18 protein-coding genes are annotated in these 16,519 nt (G+C 70.2%); 11 read left to right on the top strand and 7 right to left on the bottom strand.

Features of this window, described 5'->3' with window-relative positions; all coding sequences use genetic code 11:
* Positions 1 to 8: 8 nt before the first annotated feature.
* The 3 genes from BMZ47_RS18550 to recF are packed head-to-tail and all read left to right on the top strand — an operon-like array spanning position 9 to position 1,682.
* Positions 9 to 260: a ribbon-helix-helix domain-containing protein gene (locus BMZ47_RS18550; RefSeq protein ID WP_091863734.1), complete on the top strand. Its 252-nt coding sequence runs from the start codon at positions 9 to 11 to the stop codon at positions 258 to 260.
* Complete coding sequence (locus BMZ47_RS18545; RefSeq protein ID WP_208601069.1) at positions 257 to 553, top strand: type II toxin-antitoxin system RelE/ParE family toxin; 297 nt, start codon at positions 257 to 259, stop codon at positions 551 to 553. The genes BMZ47_RS18550 and BMZ47_RS18545 overlap by 4 nt, the downstream gene beginning before the upstream one ends.
* Positions 546 to 1,682 carry a DNA replication/repair protein RecF gene (recF, locus tag BMZ47_RS18540; RefSeq protein WP_091863733.1) on the top strand — a complete coding sequence of 379 codons (1,137 nt, stop codon included), beginning with the start codon at positions 546 to 548 and terminating at the stop codon, positions 1,680 to 1,682. The genes BMZ47_RS18545 and recF overlap by 8 nt, the downstream gene beginning before the upstream one ends.
* 55 nt (positions 1,683 to 1,737) lie before the next feature.
* On the opposite strand, the gene BMZ47_RS18535 is transcribed toward recF, so the two are convergent.
* A complete protein-coding gene (locus BMZ47_RS18535) occupies positions 1,738 to 2,856 on the bottom strand; it encodes a metallophosphoesterase (protein ID WP_091863732.1) in 1,119 nt (372 codons plus the stop codon).
* Positions 2,857 to 3,097: 241 nt separating this feature from the next.
* On the opposite strand from BMZ47_RS18535, the gene BMZ47_RS18530 reads away from it, so the two are divergent.
* A complete protein-coding gene (locus BMZ47_RS18530; RefSeq protein WP_039902777.1) occupies positions 3,098 to 3,808 on the top strand; it encodes a L,D-transpeptidase in 711 nt (236 codons plus the stop codon).
* Between the two features lie 16 nt (positions 3,809 to 3,824).
* On the opposite strand, the gene BMZ47_RS18525 is transcribed toward BMZ47_RS18530, so the two are convergent.
* The gene (locus tag BMZ47_RS18525; RefSeq protein ID WP_091863731.1) at positions 3,825 to 5,516 is read right to left on the bottom strand and encodes a methyl-accepting chemotaxis protein; all 1,692 of its coding nucleotides are present in this window, start codon (positions 5,514 to 5,516) and stop codon (positions 3,825 to 3,827) included.
* 453 nt (positions 5,517 to 5,969) lie between these two features.
* Between BMZ47_RS18525 and BMZ47_RS18520 the strand changes: the two genes are divergently transcribed.
* Together BMZ47_RS18520 and BMZ47_RS18515 are read left to right on the top strand one after the other, a co-directional pair.
* The gene (locus tag BMZ47_RS18520) at positions 5,970 to 6,365 is read left to right on the top strand and encodes a VOC family protein (protein ID WP_091863730.1); all 396 of its coding nucleotides are present in this window, start codon (positions 5,970 to 5,972) and stop codon (positions 6,363 to 6,365) included.
* Between the two features lie 38 nt (positions 6,366 to 6,403).
* Positions 6,404 to 6,991, top strand: coding sequence for a histidine phosphatase family protein (locus BMZ47_RS18515; RefSeq protein WP_091863729.1), 588 nt, complete (start codon positions 6,404 to 6,406; stop codon positions 6,989 to 6,991).
* Here BMZ47_RS18515 and BMZ47_RS18510 read toward each other — a convergent pair whose 3' ends face one another.
* The 5 genes from BMZ47_RS18510 to BMZ47_RS18490 form a co-directional block, all read right to left on the bottom strand.
* On the bottom strand, positions 6,992 to 7,708 hold the full coding sequence (locus tag BMZ47_RS18510) for a hypothetical protein (RefSeq protein ID WP_091863728.1): 717 nt from the start codon (positions 7,706 to 7,708) through the stop codon (positions 6,992 to 6,994).
* A 135-nt stretch (positions 7,709 to 7,843) separates the two neighbouring features.
* Complete coding sequence (locus tag BMZ47_RS18505) at positions 7,844 to 8,836, bottom strand: nickel/cobalt transporter (protein WP_091863727.1); 993 nt, start codon at positions 8,834 to 8,836, stop codon at positions 7,844 to 7,846.
* A complete protein-coding gene (locus tag BMZ47_RS18500) occupies positions 8,827 to 9,501 on the bottom strand; it encodes a DUF1007 family protein (RefSeq protein ID WP_007562563.1) in 675 nt (224 codons plus the stop codon). The genes BMZ47_RS18505 and BMZ47_RS18500 overlap by 10 nt, the downstream gene beginning before the upstream one ends.
* Positions 9,502 to 9,612: 111 nt before the next feature.
* Positions 9,613 to 10,539, bottom strand: coding sequence for an amino acid ABC transporter substrate-binding protein (locus BMZ47_RS18495; protein ID WP_091863726.1), 927 nt, complete (start codon positions 10,537 to 10,539; stop codon positions 9,613 to 9,615).
* A 30-nt stretch (positions 10,540 to 10,569) separates the two neighbouring features.
* Positions 10,570 to 11,850, bottom strand: a complete 1,281-nt coding sequence (locus BMZ47_RS18490) for a dicarboxylate/amino acid:cation symporter (protein ID WP_007562559.1) — start codon at positions 11,848 to 11,850, stop codon at positions 10,570 to 10,572.
* 244 nt (positions 11,851 to 12,094) lie between these two features.
* Between BMZ47_RS18490 and BMZ47_RS18485 the strand changes: the two genes are divergently transcribed.
* The 5 genes from BMZ47_RS18485 to BMZ47_RS18465 are packed head-to-tail and all read left to right on the top strand — an operon-like array spanning position 12,095 to position 16,515.
* Complete coding sequence (locus BMZ47_RS18485) at positions 12,095 to 13,012, top strand: branched-chain amino acid ABC transporter permease (protein WP_007562557.1); 918 nt, start codon at positions 12,095 to 12,097, stop codon at positions 13,010 to 13,012.
* A complete protein-coding gene (livM, locus tag BMZ47_RS18480; RefSeq protein ID WP_091863725.1) occupies positions 13,012 to 14,418 on the top strand; it encodes a high-affinity branched-chain amino acid ABC transporter permease LivM in 1,407 nt (468 codons plus the stop codon). Before BMZ47_RS18485 ends, livM begins: the two co-directional genes overlap by 1 nt.
* Positions 14,418 to 15,347 carry an ABC transporter ATP-binding protein gene (locus BMZ47_RS18475; RefSeq protein ID WP_091863724.1) on the top strand — a complete coding sequence of 310 codons (930 nt, stop codon included), beginning with the start codon at positions 14,418 to 14,420 and terminating at the stop codon, positions 15,345 to 15,347. The genes livM and BMZ47_RS18475 overlap by 1 nt, the downstream gene beginning before the upstream one ends.
* Entirely contained in the window at positions 15,344 to 16,141 is a 798-nt protein-coding gene (locus tag BMZ47_RS18470; RefSeq protein WP_091863723.1) for an ABC transporter ATP-binding protein, read from the top strand. Before BMZ47_RS18475 ends, BMZ47_RS18470 begins: the two co-directional genes overlap by 4 nt.
* Entirely contained in the window at positions 16,138 to 16,515 is a 378-nt protein-coding gene (locus BMZ47_RS18465) for a DUF6867 family protein (RefSeq protein ID WP_007562551.1), read from the top strand. The genes BMZ47_RS18470 and BMZ47_RS18465 overlap by 4 nt, the downstream gene beginning before the upstream one ends.
* Positions 16,516 to 16,519: the final 4 nt, after the last annotated feature.

The raw sequence follows: 16,519 nt of genomic DNA, 5'->3' as shown, positions 1-16,519 counted from the left end.
AGGCCGCCATGCCGAAAGCCGTCATCCTCGACCCCGTTCAGGAAGCCTCGCTCGATCGTCTGGTCGCGGCGGGTCGCTACGGTTCACCGGAGGAGGCGGTCGCCGCCGGTGTCGCGTTGCTGCTCCAGCACGAGGATCGCCTTGGGACGATGCGCGAGGCTTGGCGGGAGGGCGTCGAGAGTGGAGATTACGAACCGCTCGACGCCACGCTGGATGCCTTGGAGGCGCGCTATGCCGCCATGGAGAAGGCTGCTCCTTGAAGCCTGTCGTCGTGTCGCGACGTGCCCGAGCCGATCTGCGCGAGATCGGTGACTTCATCGCGGCTGACAATCCCGCCCGCGCTCGCAGCTTCGTCGCGGAGCTGCGCACCCGATGTCAGGCGCTCGGTCGGCAGCCGATGATGGGCAGGCCCGCGCCGGAGATTGCTCTCACCGTACGGATCCTCATATTCCGATCTTACCTGATCCTTCATCGCGTCCTCGACGACCAAATCTTGATCGATCGCGTGCTGCACTCAGCGCGCGATCGGTCCAACGTGCCGCCTTATGAGTGAACTCGACACCGCTGGATCCACACGCCTTACCCGGTTGATCGCCCGCGACTTCCGCAATCACGCCGATCTCGAACTCAACCCCGGCGCCCGCTTCGTGGCCCTGGTCGGCGAGAACGGCGCCGGCAAGACCAACCTGCTCGAAGCGATCTCCCTGTTCGTGCCGGGGCGGGGCCTGCGCCGGGCCGAGTTCGCCGCGATGGCGCGCGCCGACGGCCCGGGGGGCTTCGCCGTGTCGCTCACCCTGGACCGGGACGGCGCCGAGCATCGCCTCGGCACCGGCCTTGAGCCGCCGGGGCCGGACGGGCGCTCGAGCCGGCTGTGCCGGATCGACGGCGCCCCCGCCCCCTCGCCGGTGGCGTTCAGCGAATTCGTCCGGGTGGTCTGGCTGACCCCGGATCTCGACGGCCTGTTCCGCGGCGCCGCCGGCGACCGGCGCCGGTTCCTCGACCGGCTGGTCCTGGCGGTGGATGCCGGCCACGGGGCACGGGTCTCCGCGATGGAGCGGGCCCTGCGCTCGCGCAACCGGCTGCTCGAGGACCGGCCCGATGACGGGCGCTGGCTCGATGCGGTCGAGCGGGAGGTGGCCGAGCTCGGGGTCGCGGTGGCGCTCGCCCGCCGGGAGACCGCCGAGCGCCTGGACCGTCTGATCGCCGAGACCCGCGATGACGCGCAGCCCTTCCCCTGGGCGTCGATCCGGCTGGAGGGCGACCTCGACGACCTCGTGGCGGTCTGGCCGGCGATCGAGGCGGAGGACCGCTTCCGGCTGGCCCTGCGCAACGGCCGCAACCGCGACCGGGCCGCCGGCCGCACCCTCACGGGGCCGCAGACCACCGATCTCGTGGTCCGGCACGGCCCCAAGGACGTCCCGGCCGGCACCGCCTCGACGGGCGAGCAGAAGGCCCTGCTGATCGGCCTGGTCCTGGCCCATGCCCGGCTGGTGCGGGCGATGAGCGGCATCGCCCCGATGATCCTGCTCGATGAGGTCGCGGCGCATCTCGACCCGCGCCGCCGGGCCGGCCTGTTCGAGGCCCTCGACGCGCTGCCCGGCCAGGTCTGGATGACCGGCGCCGACCCGGCCGCCTTCGCGCAGGTGGGCGACCGGACCGAGGTGCTGCGGATCGGGGGGTGACGGGAGGCGACCGGGCAATCGGCCGCCTCACCCGGCCGTCAGCTTCGGATCCGCGTCACGACGCCCGCCGCAGGGTGATCCGCGTCAGCTCGGACGGGCGACCCAGCCGAAGGGCGAAGCCGGGCCACAGCGCGGTGCCGTTGCTGACGTAAAGCAGCATGCCCCCGACCCGGTACGCGCCGGAGACGAACCCGGCATTGCCGCGCGCCACCAGCCGGTCCAGGCCGCGGATCATGCCGCCATGGGTATGCCCCGACAGCTGCAGCGCCACCCCACGCGACGCGGCCCGCGCGGCCCGGGCCGGCTGGTGATCGAGCAGCACGATCGGCGCGCCCGCCGGGGCCCCTGCCAGGGCGGCCTCCGGGTCGGGCCCCGGATGGCCGGTGGCGGGGGCCGAGCGATCGGTGACGCCCGCCAGCACCAGCGCATGGCCGTCGCGCCGCAGGACCGTGTGGGCGTTGGCGAGGATGCGGATCCCCAGCCCCGCGAGGTGGCGCATCCAGGCATCGTGATCGAAGAAGTATTCGTGGTTGCCCGGCACGGCCCAGACGCCGTCCCGCGCCCGCAAGGCGCGCAAGGGCTCGACATCGTCCCGCCGGGACGCGAGCGAGCCGTCGATGAAGTCGCCCGTCACCGCGATCAGGTCGACCTCGAGGTCGTTGGCGCGCGCGACGACGGCCCGCGCCCAGGCGGCCGGGAACAGCCGGCTGATATGCAGGTCGGTGAGGTGCAGGATCGTGTAGCCGTCGAAGCCGGGGGGCAGGTCCGCGATCGCGACGGTGAGGTCCTTCAACGGCGGCACGCGCACGGCCTGCCGCACCGCGATCGCCGCGAGGAGCGCCGCCGCGAGGGCAGCCGCGTAGCGCCAGGCGGTGGGGATCGCCCAACCACCCCCGGGGAGGGCCAGGGATGCCAGCGCCACGACGTCGAGGGCGAGCAGCATCAGGGCCGCCAACGCGATCGCGCCGAACGCCCAGTTGAACAGCACCACCACCGGGCGGGGGAATTCGGGCGCGAAGACCGAGCCCGAGGAGATCCGGCTCCACAGGTGGTACTGGGACGCGACCAGCAAGACGCCGGCCAAGCCCAGCTTGAGCGCGAGCGGCCATGGCAGGGGCCACGCCCCCCGCGCGATGACGTAGAAAGCGGGCAGGCTGGGGATGAGGCGGATCATGGGCCGCTACATGGACCGGGCGACGACCCGAAGGCAAAGCGTGCCGCGATCCCGGGGATCTGCGGCCCATTCGGATCCGCCGCCCGATCCGGACGCCGCACGGTTTCGGCCACACTCGCGACGTAAAGGCCGAGCTTGCCTAGAGAGATCGGCCTTGCCAATCTCAGCTTAGCCGTATGCGCGACTGATGTCGCCCGGAGCGTTACCGCATCGGGCCGCGTGTCATAGGAAGTCCGGGATGATGATCAGGGACGGTTGGAACGCCGGTGCCGGCGACAGGGACGAGGCGGCTCTGCGCGGGCGCCCTGCGGGGCTTCTCAGCCGCCGGTCGTTTCTGGCCGGATCGGCCGCCGGTCTCGGCGCGCTGGGACTGGCCGGCTGCGCGACATCCGACGGCCTGCTCCTCGCCGAGGCGGCGAAGGTTTACGGGCCGATGCCCGACGAGAAGTTCCCGATCCCGGCGGTCGACATCAGCAAGGTCAATCCGAAATATTATCGCCGGACGGTCCGCTACGACACGAAGGAAGCCGCCGGCACGATCATCGTCGATCCCAGCAACTACTACGTCTACCGCGTCGAGGGCGACGGATCCGCCACCCGGTACGGCGCCAATGTCGGCCGCGACGGGTTCCTGTGGAGCGGCGACGCCTATGTCGGGCGCAAGTCCGAATGGGCGACCTGGACGCCGCCCAAGGAGATGATCAAGCGCCAGCCCGAGGCGGCGAAATACGCCCGCGGCATGCCGGGCGGCCTCGACAACCCGCTGGGCGCCCGCACCCTGCATCTCTACCAGAACGGCGCCTATACGCTCTACACGATCTACGCCAGCAGCGACCCCGAATCGATCGGCTCGGGAATCACGAGCGGCTGTGTCGGCCTGCTCAGCCAGGACATGATCCACCTCTACGCGCGCACGCCGGTCAAGACGAAGGTGGTCGTCCTGCCGGCATAGAAGGCGGATCTTCGGATCACGCCGCCCGCACGGTGGCGAGGAAGCGCGAGACCTCGGCGCCGAGATGCTCCGACTGGCGCGACAGCTCGCCGGCCGCATCGAGCACCTGGCTGGCCGCGGAGCCGGTCTCCTCGGAGGCCTGGGCGACGCCGGCGATGTTGGTCGTGACCTCGTTGGTCCCGATGGCCGCCTGGGCGACGTTGCGGACGATCTCCTGGGTCGCCGCCCCCTGCTCCTCGACGGCCGCGGCGATCGAGGTCGCCACCGAGTCGATCTCCCGGATGCGGGCCGTGATCCCTTCGATGGCTGAGACGGCCTGGCCGGTCACGCCCTGGATCTGGCCGATCTGCTGGCTGATCTCCTCCGTCGCCTTGGCGGTCTGCGCGGCCAGCTCCTTCACCTCGGACGCCACCACGGCGAAGCCCCGACCCGCCTCCCCGGCGCGGGCCGCCTCGATGGTGGCGTTCAGGGCCAGCAGGTTGGTCTGGCCGGCGATGTTCGAGATCAGCCCGACCATGTCGCCGATACGGGTGGCCGCCTGGCTGAGCGCCTGGACGAGATGGTGCGTCTCGTCCGCCTCGCCCACCGCAGCCTGGGCGAGGTTGGCCGAGCCGAGGACCTGCCGGCCGATCTCCTGGACCGACGAGCCGAGCTCCTCGGCGGCCGCCGCGACGGTCTCGACATTGGCGGCGGCCTCCTCGGCGGCGGCCGCCACCGTGGTCGACTGGCTGGCGGTCTCGGTGGCGCTCGCCGTCATGGTCTGGGCGGTCGCCTGCAGCTCGGTGGCCGAGGACGAGACCAGGCCGACGATGCCCCCCACGGCGCGCTCGAACCCGTCGGCGAGTTCCAGCATGGTCCGGGTCCGCTCGGCCGCAGCGGCGGCGTCGGCGGCGCGCCGGATCTCGGCCTCCTCGGCGGCCTTCCGGGCCACCATCGCCTTGATGCCCTCGACCGCCTTGCCGACCGCGCCGATCTCGTCCTTGCGGGCAGCCTCCGCGATCTCGGCGTCGATCTCGCCCCGGGCCATCCGCTGCAGCACGGAGACGAGGCGGTCGAGCGGGCGGGTGATGCCGATGGCGGAGATGAACACGGCCGCGAGCAGGCCGGCCAGCATCCCCAGCGCGCTGAACAGGATCAGGCTGAAGCAGGTCGCGTTGGTCTGGTCCGTGAGGTCGTCCGAGCCCTTCACCATGTAGGTGCTGATGTCGTCGGCGAGCGTGTTGCCGTTCTCCACCAGCTCGGAGAAGACCGGATCCAGCGCGGTGTGGACCAGCGCGATGGCCTTGTCGTTCTGGTTGCTGGTGCCGAGCCGGCGCACCTCGCCGACATCGCGCATGAACCGCTCGATACGCCCGTTCTGCTGGTCGATCCGGGCGGTGAAGGTGGGAGCGCTCTTGCGCAGGGTTTCGAGGGTCGGCTTCACCTTGAGCACGGCGGCCTCGAAGCCGCGATTGGCGCTCTGCATCTGCGCCTCTTCGGTCTCGGCGATGATTCGGTAGACCCAGTAATTGAGCTCGAACACCAGCCGGTTGAGCCGGCGGGCCTCGGCGGCCGCGGCCGCCTCGTTGTTGATGAAGGCGCTGTAATCCTGATCGATCTGGCGCATCCGCGACTGGGCGTACCAGACGCAGCCGCCGACGATGACGCCGATCAACGTGAGGATCACCATCAGCTTGGTGAAGATCCGGATGTTGGACAGGCGCAGCATGGAGCTTCCGTTTTGTTTGGCCCGGCCGGGCAGCACGGCATTGATGTCTATCAACGTTACAGCAAACGCGTTAAGCGTGCGCTAAAATCTGCATGTCACGCGTGAGGATGGTCAATTCTTGCCGCGAAGGCAATGTCGGATGCTTCGGAATCGCCATTCAACCGTCTGATGTGGCAGGGCGGCGTCCGAAATAGGCGTATGAATGCATGAAGTGCGGAATGAATACATTCCATAATTGAGTTATGGGGGAAAATGTGGGTTTATATTAGAGATCGTCCGATGTTGGGCGGATCTGTTTTGGTAACCGCAGCCGGACATGGGCGGTCGCTGCCGTGGCGCTGTGCAGCCGCCGATCCGATGGGAATGGCGGCAGGCCGGCCCTTTCCGCGGCAGCGGGCCGGCGCCACATAGGCCGCGTCCGACATTCTTCGCACGATCCGGAACCGCCGCCGCATGTCCAAGCCTGTCCACGCCATGATCCGCGTCCGCGACGAAGCGTGCGCGCGGGATTACTACGCGCGCGCCTTCGGCTTCGAAGTCGCGGACCGCTACGATTTCGACGACTTCACCCTGATCTACCTGCGCGACCCGGCCTCGCCGTTCGAGCTCGAGCTCACGGTGAACAAGGGCCGCGACAAGCCCTACGATCTCGGCGACGGCTACGGCCACATCGCCGTCGTGGTCGACGACGTCGAGGCCGAGCACGCCCGGCACGTCCGCGAGGGCTTCCCGGCCACCGACGTGAAGACGCTCAAGCACGGCGAGACCGTGCTGGCGCGGTTCTTCTTCGCCACGGACCCGGACGGCTACAAGATCGAGGTCATCCAGCGCGGCGGCCGCTTCGCCTGAGCGTTCCGCCCTCCCGCCACACGCCACAGCCGAGCCTCATGCCCGAGACCACCCGCATCATCTGCATCCGCCACGGCGAATCGACCTTCAACGCCGCCCGCCGGCTGGGCGGCAGCGATCCCGGCCTCCTCGACGCCCGGCTGACCCCACGGGGCCAGGCCCAGGCCTCTGAGGCGCGGGAGCGCCTGAGGGACATCCCGTTCGAGCTGGTGGTGGTCTCGCCGCTGACCCGGGCGATCGAGACCGCCGCGATCCTGTTCGGCGAGCACCCGAGCCGGCCGCGCGTGCTGGTCGAGGTGCTGCACCGGGAATGCCAGGAGAGCAGCTGCGACGTCGGCCGGGCGGCCTCCGAGATCGCCGCCGAGTTCCCGCATCTCGATGTCGGTCACCTGCCCGAAGTGTGGTGGCATGCCGAGCCCGGCTGCGAGGTCGGCGGCTACCCGGTGGAGCCGCGGCACCTGTTCGACGCCCGCGTCGCAGGATTCCGGGACTGGCTGCGGGCGCGCCCCGAGACGACCATCGCGGTGGTCGGCCACGGGACGTTCTTCTACCACCTCACCGGCACGTTCCTGGAGAACTGCGCCACCGTCGAGCTGGACCTCGCCGCCGAACCCGTCCTGGCCTGATCAGGCCGGGACCCGGCCCCGGGCGGCATCGAGGCGCGCGCGGGCGCCGCGGAGGTCGATCTCCGGCGCCTGCCGGCCGATCGCCAGGGCATCGTCGAGGATCGCGCAGGCCCGCGCCCAGACGTCCGGCACGAACGGGGCCGCGCCCTCGGCGACCTCGGCGGCGCAGCGGGCATCCTCGGCGGCGCGCTGGGCCGCCGTCGCGGTGCGGGCGACCGCGGATTGCAGGGCGCCGTCCCGCCAGCGCCGCGCCCGGGCCGCCTCCTGCGCGAGGGCGCCGCCCTGCCACGCGGCCGACCGCGCCGCCGCCAGAGCCAGGGGCAAGTCCGGCGCGCCGGCGCAGGCCTCCTCATGCTCGGCCATACCGGCCCGGGCGCAGAGCGGCGCCAGGATCCGCCGGATGCTCTCGAGCGCGAGCCGCCGGGTGCGGGCGGCCTCGACCTCCGGCCGGTCGGCGCTGCCCGACAGCCGCAGCACGAAGGCGATGAGCTGCGTCCGGGCCTCGTCCGGCATCGCGTCGTTGAGGCCGAGCGCGTAGGCCGCGATCGGCCTCGAGAAGCAGGGCGGGCAATCGGCGCTGGAGCGGATCGCCCGGTAGGGCAGCCCCGCGGCCACGATCGCCGCCTCGTTGATGCAGGTCCCGCCATCGGGGCCTGGGAAGGGATGCGATCCGGCCAGCAGGCGCCAGTTCAGGATCGTCTGGAAGTCGGCGTGCATCCGCGCTCCTCCACCGCAAGAATGCAGCGTGACACGCGCAAGTCCCGTTGGCGAGACGCGATTTCGCGTCCGGCCCCCCAGATGCCAGGGCCCTGCCCTGGACCCGCAAGAGGTCTCGGCCTTTTGAATCCGGGATCAGCCGCCGAGATTCAGCGCGAGGCCGGACAGCATCGCCACGCCCAGCACCAGCACGAAGGCGGCGGCCAGCAATTCCAGGCCGCCGATCGCCAGCACGCCCCCCTGGCCGCGGCCGCCCGCGAGCCGCAGGGCCGCGCGCTTGGCGAAGACCGCCAGGCAGGCCAGGGCCGTGGTGGTCAGCGCCGTTCCGAGCGCCATGGCCAGGACCGCCAGGATCCCCGCCCCCGGCACCCCCTGCGAAACCGCGAAGACCAGGACGAGCACGGCCCCGGCGCAGGGCCGCGATCCCGCCGCCAGGACCACGCCGGCCCGCGCGCGCCAGCCATCGAGGGCGTCGATGGTCCGGGCATCGGGCAGGTGGGCGCAGCCGGGGCCGCAGGGCGTCCCGAGCTGGACGAGCTGCCCGGCCTTGCGCCAGGTCAGCGCCAGCCCGACCAGGGCGACGAGGGCGAAGCTGACGGTCTCGATCAGGGTTCCGGCCCGGGTCACGCTCGCCGCGGTGGCATTGAGCACCACGGTGCCGATCCCGACGATCGCCCCCGCGACGAGGGCCTGGAGCAGGGCCGCGCAGGCGCTGAGCGCGCAGCCCCGGCGCAGGGCCCGCTCGCCGGCCAGGATGTAGCCGGCGATCACCGCCTTGCCGTGGCCGGGGCCGGCGGCGTGGAACACGCCATACGCGAAGGCAAGGCCGACCAGCGGCGTCCAGTCGCCGCCGCCCTTCAGCGCCACGACGGCGGCGTTGAGGCTGCGGGAAAAGCTCGCCTGCAGGGCCAGGATCACGCCGCCGACGCCGGTGGCGGCCGGGGCCGCCTCGCGGAAGCCGATGCCGAAGGGCGAACGCGGCGGTGGCGCCGCGATCCCGGGGGCGATGAGCCAGGCCAGCCCGGCGGCCACGCCGGCGGCCAGCACGACGGCGCCGGCCATCAGCCCCAGCCGCAGCCCGAGCCGCCCGAACCGGGGCGGCGCCGCGATGCCGATCCCTACGGACACGCGACCAGGACCCGGCTGGCGAACTGGACGCCGTAGGACGAGGCCGCCGTGAGCGCCTCAAAAAACGCCTCGGTCATGCCCGGGGAGCCCGCCTCGGCGGTCTTGGGCTGCTCCGTCTTCGGCCGTGTCACGGTGGCGGCGCAGCCCTGCGGCGCGCCCGCCAGGGTGGCGGCGTCCGAGCCTTCCGCGAACGAGAAGGCGACGAAGTAGGTCGGGTCGTAGACCTCCAGGGCGGCCACACCCCGTCCCTGCTGGATCGGCGCCTTGAGCGGCAGCAGGAAGCTCAGCACCAGGGCCTTGCCGTCCAGGCGCATCGCCGGCTCCTTCGGGTCGGCGAAGGCCTGGTCCTTGCCGCCGACCTTCAGCTTCGTGAAGTAGCCGAATTCGGCGAGATTCGCGGTGTTCTCGGCGGCGAGCCCGGCTAGCTCGTCGGGCGCCAGCCTGCCGTCCTTGTTGGCGTCGAGGCCCTGGGTGACGAAGGCTGTGTATTCCGGGTCGAAGCTCCAGGTGTCGCGCACGCCGACGAGCTTGCCGTCCTGGTAGACGAGCTGCGCCTTCGCGGTGACCCAGACATGGGGATGGGCGGACGCGGCGGTGGCCGCGCAGGCGAGGCCGGCGGCCAGGACCAGGGCGGCCGTCTTGGGGAAAGGCGCGGCGATCGGCATGGGGCGGCGGCACGCTCGCTGCAGAGGGGGGACCACGAGAAACGCGGTCCCTTCCTCATCCGCTGGTTGGGCGAAAGCGAGGCACCCGGCGCGGGTGGCGGCCCGAAACGATCACTCCTGCGCGTCCAGCCCCATCAGCTGGAAGCTCGTGCGCAGGTCGTTCGACATCGGGATGTCGAGGCGCTCGCCGTTGGGCAGGCGCTTCAGGAACCAGCGCTCGTAGGTCCAGCGCAGTTCGCGCGATTCCGCGAGCCGGGTGAAGGTCTGGGTGACGATCCCAGCGAGCTCGGGATCGTCCTTGCGGAACATGATGCCGTAGGGCTCGTAGGAGAGCTTGTCGGGCAGCACCGTGTAGGTCGCCCCGTCCTGGCTGTCGGTGGCGATCAGCCCGTAGAGCAGCACGTCGTCGGTGGCGAAGGCGTCCGCCTGGCCGGCCTTCACCATCGCGTAGGACGCGGCATGGTCGGGCGCCGTCACGATCTGCGCCTGGATCTTCAGCTTGGCCAGGAGGTCGCGCACCGCCTTCTCGTTGGTGGTGCCGGCCGTGACCACGACGGTCTTGCCGCCGAGGTCCCGATAGGACGCGATGCCGGAGCCCTTCTTCACCAACAGCTGCGTGGCGCTGATGTAGTCGACCGGCGAGAAGGCGACGCTCTGGCGCCGCTCGGCATTGGCGGTGGTCGAGCCGCATTCGAGGTCGATCTTCCCCGAGGTCAGGGCCGGGATGCGCGTCTCCGCGGTGACCGGCTCGTACCGGACCGCCACTTTCCGGCCGATGGCGGCCTGGATGTCGTCGGCGATCTCGCCGCACAGGTCGATGGCGTAGCCGATCACCCGGGGGCTGCCGTCCCGGTGCTTGCCCTCCACGAAGGAGAACGGCACCGAGCTCTCCCGGTAACCGAGCACGATCTCGCCGCGCTCGGCCACGTGCTTGAGCGTGCCGGTGAGCACCTCGATGGCGGCCGCGGGGCGCGGGAGCGCCGCCAGCGCCAGGGCGAGGACGCCCGCCAGGACCGAGCCGCACCGCATCGCCGACATCCCGTGCCCTCCGCGTGACCCCGTGCCGTCCTACTCGGCCGGCGAGGGAACCGTGCCGACATGGTCGAGGCGCTGGTCGGTGGCGGTGAGCTGGCCCTCCCACTTGGCCACCGCCACGGTGGCGATGCTGTTGCCGAGCACGTTGGTCGCCGAGCGGCCCATATCCAGGAACTGGTCGATGCCGATGATCAGCAGCAGGCCGGCCTCGGGGATGTTGAACTGCGCCAGCGTCGCCGAGATCACCACCAGCGAGGCGCGCGGCACGCCGGCCATGCCCTTCGAGGTGACCATCAGCAGGAACAGCATCGTGAGCTGCTGCCCCCAGGAGAGCGGGATGTTGTAGGCCTGGGCGATGAACATCACCGCGAAGGTGCAGTACATCATCGAGCCGTCGAGGTTGAACGAGTAGCCCATCGGCAGCACGAACGAGGTGATGCGGTTGGGCACGCCGAACTTCTCGAGGTTGGTCAGCATCTTCGGGTAGGCCGCCTCGCTCGACGCGGTCGAGAAGGCGAGCACGAACGGCTCCTTGATCAGGTTGAACAGCCGCATGATGCCGCTGCCCCCGAGCATCAGGAACCCGACGCCCATCAGCAGCGCCCAGAGCACCGCGAGCCCGGCATAGAACTCGACCAGGAACTTGCCGTAGGTGACCAGGACGCCGATCCCCTGCGTCGTGATCGTCGCCGCGATGGCGGCGAACACCGCCACGGGGGCGAACAGCATCACGTAGCCGGTCACCTTGAGCATGACGTCGGCCAGGCCCTCGATGCCCTGGGCCAGGAAGTGCCCCTTCTCGCCCAGCGCCGCCAGGGCGACGCCGAAGAAGATCGAGAACACCACGATCTGCAGGATCTCGTTGTTGGCCATCGCCTCCACGGCGCTCTTGGGCACCAGGTGGGTGACGAATTCCTTCAGCGACAGCGAGGCGGTCTTGAGGCCGGTGCCGGCGCCGACATCGGGCAGCGGCAGGTTCAGGTTGTGGCCCGGCTGCATCAGGTTGACCAGGATCAGCCCCAGCATCAGCGAGCAGAACGAGGCGCCGACGAACCACAGCAGCGCCTTGCCGCCGACCCGGCCGACCGCGGCGGTGTCCCCGAGATGCGCGATGCCGACCACCAGGGTCGAGAACACCAGCGGCGCGATGATCATCTTGATGAGGCGCAGGAAGATGTCCGACACGAGGGCGATGTAGCCGGCGATCTCCTTGGCGGTCTGCGGATCCGGCCAGGTGATGCTGCAGGCGTAGCCCACCGCGATCCCGAGCAGCATACCGATGAAAATCAACGTGGTGAGCCGTGAACCCGACATCGGTACTGCTCCTCGTCGCCGCCCGGGATGGACCAGCATTGATTTTCGTTAACGTGAAGCACGAACTACGCCAGGCGCAAGCCCATTCGGGGCTTGTTACTGACCTGCCCGACTGTTTTCTCGGGACGTTCGCCCGGGGTTGAAACCTGTGGCCGGAACGACGCAGCTGCGGTACGGGACTTGCTCTCCCAGCTCGCCTGCCGTCTCTGCAGGCTGGACGAAAAACCTGCGCCCGCGAGAATACATGGACGTCTTCGTACAACAGCTGATAAACGGGCTCACGCTCGGCTCGATATACGGTCTGATCGCGATCGGTTACACGATGGTGTTCGGCATTATTGGAATGGTGAACTTCGCCCACGGCGATGTGTTCATGGTGTCGTGCTTCATCGCGCTGATTACCTTCCTTCTTCTAACGACCTGGCTGGGCGTTAGTTCGATCGCCCTGGCGTTCCTGGTCGTCCTCGTGGTCGCCATGATTCTGACCGCCCTGTGGGGCTGGGCGATCGAGCGCATCGCGTACCGGCCGCTGCGCGGCTCGTTCCGGCTGGCGCCGCTGATCTCGGCGATCGGCGTCTCGATCTTCCTCTCGAACTTCGTCCAGGTGGTGCAGGGCGCGCGCAACAAGCCGACGCCGCCGATGCTCTCGGGCGGCATCACGCTGTTCGAGCGCGACGGCTACGCGGTGTTCCTGGCCTACAAGCAGTGCCTGATCATGGCGGTCACGGCCGTGCTGCTCACCGGCTTCTGGTACCTCGTGCAGCGGACCCCGTTCGGCCGGGCGCAGCGCGCCTGCGAGCAGGACCGCAAGATGGCCGCGCTGCTGGGCATCGACGTCGACCGGACGATCTCGCTGACCTTCGTGCTCGGCGCCGCGCTGGCCGCCGTCGCGGGCGTCCTCTACCTGATGTATTACGGCGTCGTGTCCTTCTCGGACGGGTTCGTGCCCGGCGTGAAGGCCTTCACCGCGGCGGTGCTCGGCGGCATCGGCTCGCTCCCCGGCGCCGTGCTCGGCGGGCTGATCATCGGGCTGATCGAGACCTTCTGGTCGGCCTACTTCTCCATCGAGTACAAGGACGTTGCCGCGTTCTCGATCCTGGCCATCGTGCTGATCTTCATGCCGTCTGGCATCCTGGGCCGGCCGGAGGTCGAGAAGGTCTGATGGCGAACTCCAAGCCCGCGACCCAAGCCGCCATCCCCGAATCGGCGATGGCCGGCATCCTGCGCGACGCCGCGCTCTACGCGCTCGTCGCCTTCGGCCTCTGCGTCCCGATCATCGCCTACCGGACCGATCCCGGCCCGGGCAGCGACCTGCTGCTGACCCCGCGCTGGGGCCTGGTGGCATGCCTGTGCGCGGCGATCTTCGTCGCCCGCATCCTCCAGCGCCTGGTGCTCCTGCGCCGGGACGCGCGGCGCGCCCTGACCCCCTCCCCGGCCCAGGCCACCGAGGCGGTCCACGGCGAGCCCGATGCCGGCCAGAAGACGTCGAAGCTCGGCCTCTGGCTGTTCGTCGGCATCGCCCTGACCCTGCCGGCGATCGCCGCGGCGGCCACCGGCGGCCTGTCCTCGGCCCGCTACTGGATCGATCTCGGCATCCTGATCCTGACCTACGTGATGCTCGGCTGGGGCCTCAACATCGTGGTCGGCCTCGCCGGCCTGCTCGACCTCGGCTACGTCGCCTTCTACGCGGTCGGCGCCTATTCCTACGCGCTCCTGTCGACCACCTTCGGCCTGTCGTTCTGGATCTGCCTGCCGCTGGCGGGCGTGTTCGCCGGCCTGTGGGGGATGCTGCTCGGCTTCCCCGTGCTGCGCCTGCGCGGCGACTACCTCGCCATCGTGACGCTGGCCTTCGGCGAGATCATCCGCCTGGTGCTGATCAACTGGACGGACGTCACCGGCGGCGGCGCCGGCATCTCGTCGATCCCGCGGGCGACCTTCTTCGGCATCCCGTTCAGCGCCGGCGAGGACGGGTTCGCCGCCCGGTTCGGCATCCCCTACGATTCGATGCACCGGCTGGTGTTCCTCTACTACCTCATCCTGGCGCTGGCCCTGTTCACCAACTTCGTCACCTTACGCCTGCGCCGCCTGCCGATCGGGCGGGCCTGGGAGGCGTTGCGCGAGGACGAGATCGCGTGCCGGTCGCTCGGGATCGACACGACGGCGACCAAGCTCACGGCCTTCGCCCTGGGGGCGGCGTTCGGCGGCATCGCCGGCTCGTTCTTCGCGGTGCGCCAGGGTTTCATCAGCCCGGAGAGCTTCAACTTCCTGGAGAGCGCGATCATCCTGGCGATCGTGGTGCTGGGCGGCATGGGCAGCCAGGTCGGCGTCGCCATCGCGGCGGTGGCCATGGTCGGCGGCCCGGAGATGCTGCGCAATCTCGGCTTCCTGAAAGCCGTGTTCGGCGAGGGCTTCGACCCCAACGAGTACCGCCTGCTGCTGTTCGGCCTCGCCATGGTGGCGATGATGGTCTGGCGGCCGCGGGGGCTGATCTCGGTGCGCCTGCCCTCGGTGTCGCTGGGCGAGCGCCGCGCCGTCTCGGGCGCGCATGTGAGCGAGGGGCACGGCTGATGGCGCTTCATCCGGAACCCCGGGCGCAGGCGCAGGCCTCCGCCCCGTCGGTGCTCGCCGTCGAGCACCTGACCATGCGGTTCGGCGGGCTCACCGCCGTCTCCGACCTGTCCTTCGAGGCCAGGCGCGGGGACATCACCGCCCTGATCGGCCCCAACGGGGCCGGCAAGACCACGGTGTTCAACTGCATCACCGGCTTCTACAAGCCGACCGAGGGCATGCTGCGGCTCGCCCATGCCGACGGCACCACGCACCTGCTGGAACGGCTGCCCAATCACGCGGTCAACAGTACCGCCCGGGTGGCCCGGACCTTCCAGAACATCCGCCTGTTCCAGGGCATGACGGTGCTGGAGAACCTGCTGGTCGCCCAGCACAAGCCGCTGATGCGCGCCTCCGGCTACACCCTGTTCGGGCTGCTCGGCCTCAAGGGCTACCGGGATGCGCAAGGGGAGGCGATCGAGCGGGCCAAGGCCTGGCTCGACCGGATCGACCTGATGGCGCGGGCCGACGATCCGGCCGGCGCCCTGCCCTACGGTGCCCAGCGCCGGCTGGAGATCGCCCGGGCGATGTGCACCGATCCGGTACTGCTCTGCCTCGACGAGCCGGCCGCGGGCCTCAACCCGCGCGAATCGGCCGAGCTCAACGCGCTGCTGCGCCACATCCGCGACGCGCACGACACCTCCGTGCTGCTGATCGAGCACGACATGTCGGTGGTGATGGAGATCTCGGACCACGTGGTCGTGCTGGATTACGGCCAGAAGATCGCCGACGGCACCCCGACCGAGGTGCGGGCGGACCCGAAGGTGATCGCCGCCTATCTGGGCGTCGAGGACGACGAGGTGGAAGCCGTGGAAGCCGAGGTCGGCATCACCGTGCCGCACGGGGACCCGACCCTTCCGGACGTGAACCGCTCGGAGGCGTCGCTATGAGCGTGGCCGGCATCAACGTCCTGGTCGAGGAGACCCGGGCGATCCAGGCGGGGGGCAAGCCCCCGCTCCTCGCGGTGCGCGACGTCTCGACCTATTACGGCAGCGTCGCCGCCCTCCGGGGCGTCGACATCGACGTCGCCGAGGGCGAGATCGTCACCCTGATCGGCGCCAACGGCGCCGGCAAGTCGACCCTGATGATGACGATCTTCGGCAGCCCGCAGGCGCGCACGGGGACGATCACCTATGACGGGCGCGACATCACCCGGATGCCGACCCACGCCATCGCCCGGCTCGGCGTCGCCCAGTCGCCGGAGGGCCGCCGGGTCTTCGCGCGCATGAGCGTGTTCGAGAACCTCCAGATGGGCGCCTCGCTCCACGGCGAGCGCTACTTCCAGGAGGATCTCGAGAAGGTCTGCACCCTGTTCCCGCGGGTGAAGGAGCGCCTGCACCAGCGCGCCGGCACGATGTCGGGCGGTGAGCAGCAGATGCTCGCCATCGCCCGCGCCCTGATGAGCCGGCCGCGCCTGCTGCTCCTGGACGAGCCCTCGCTCGGCCTGGCGCCGCTCGTGGTGAAGGGCATCTTCGACGCGATCCGCGAACTGAACCGCACGGACGGCATGACGATCTTCCTGGTCGAGCAGAACGCCTACCACGCCCTCAAGCTCGCCCATCGCGGCTACGTGCTGGTCAACGGCCGGGTCACGATGAGCGGGACCGGGCGGGCCCTGCTCGACGATCCGAACGTCAAGGCCGCCTATCTGGAGGGGGGCCATACCGGCCCGATCGGGGCATGAGCATGCTTCAGGGGATCCTGTACGAGGAGCAATCGGCCTGGCTGTTCCTGCTCGTCACCGTGGTGATGGGCGGCTGGGCCGGCTGGATGGCCGCCCGCGCGATCGCCCGGGGCTGGCGGCCGTTCTGGCAATGCCTGGGGGCCCTGCTCCTCGTGGCCGCTTCCGTGCGCTTCATCCATTTCGCGCTGTTTTCGGGCACGCTGGTCTCGCTGCACTACTATGCGATCGACGCGATCGTGGTCATGATCATCGGCACGGTGGGCTTTCGGTTCACGCGCACGCGCCAGATGACGAGCCAGTACCGCTGGCTCTACGAGAAGACCTCTCCGCTGACGTGGCGCGAACGCACGCCCGTCTCCGGCGGGGTCGGGTGAGTTC

Source organism: Methylobacterium brachiatum (assembly GCF_900113845.1).
In the GTDB taxonomy this organism is placed as follows: domain Bacteria; phylum Pseudomonadota; class Alphaproteobacteria; order Rhizobiales; family Beijerinckiaceae; genus Methylobacterium; species Methylobacterium brachiatum.
Note: the sequence above shows the minus strand (reverse complement) of the source record. Positions and strands in the feature narration are given on the sequence as shown.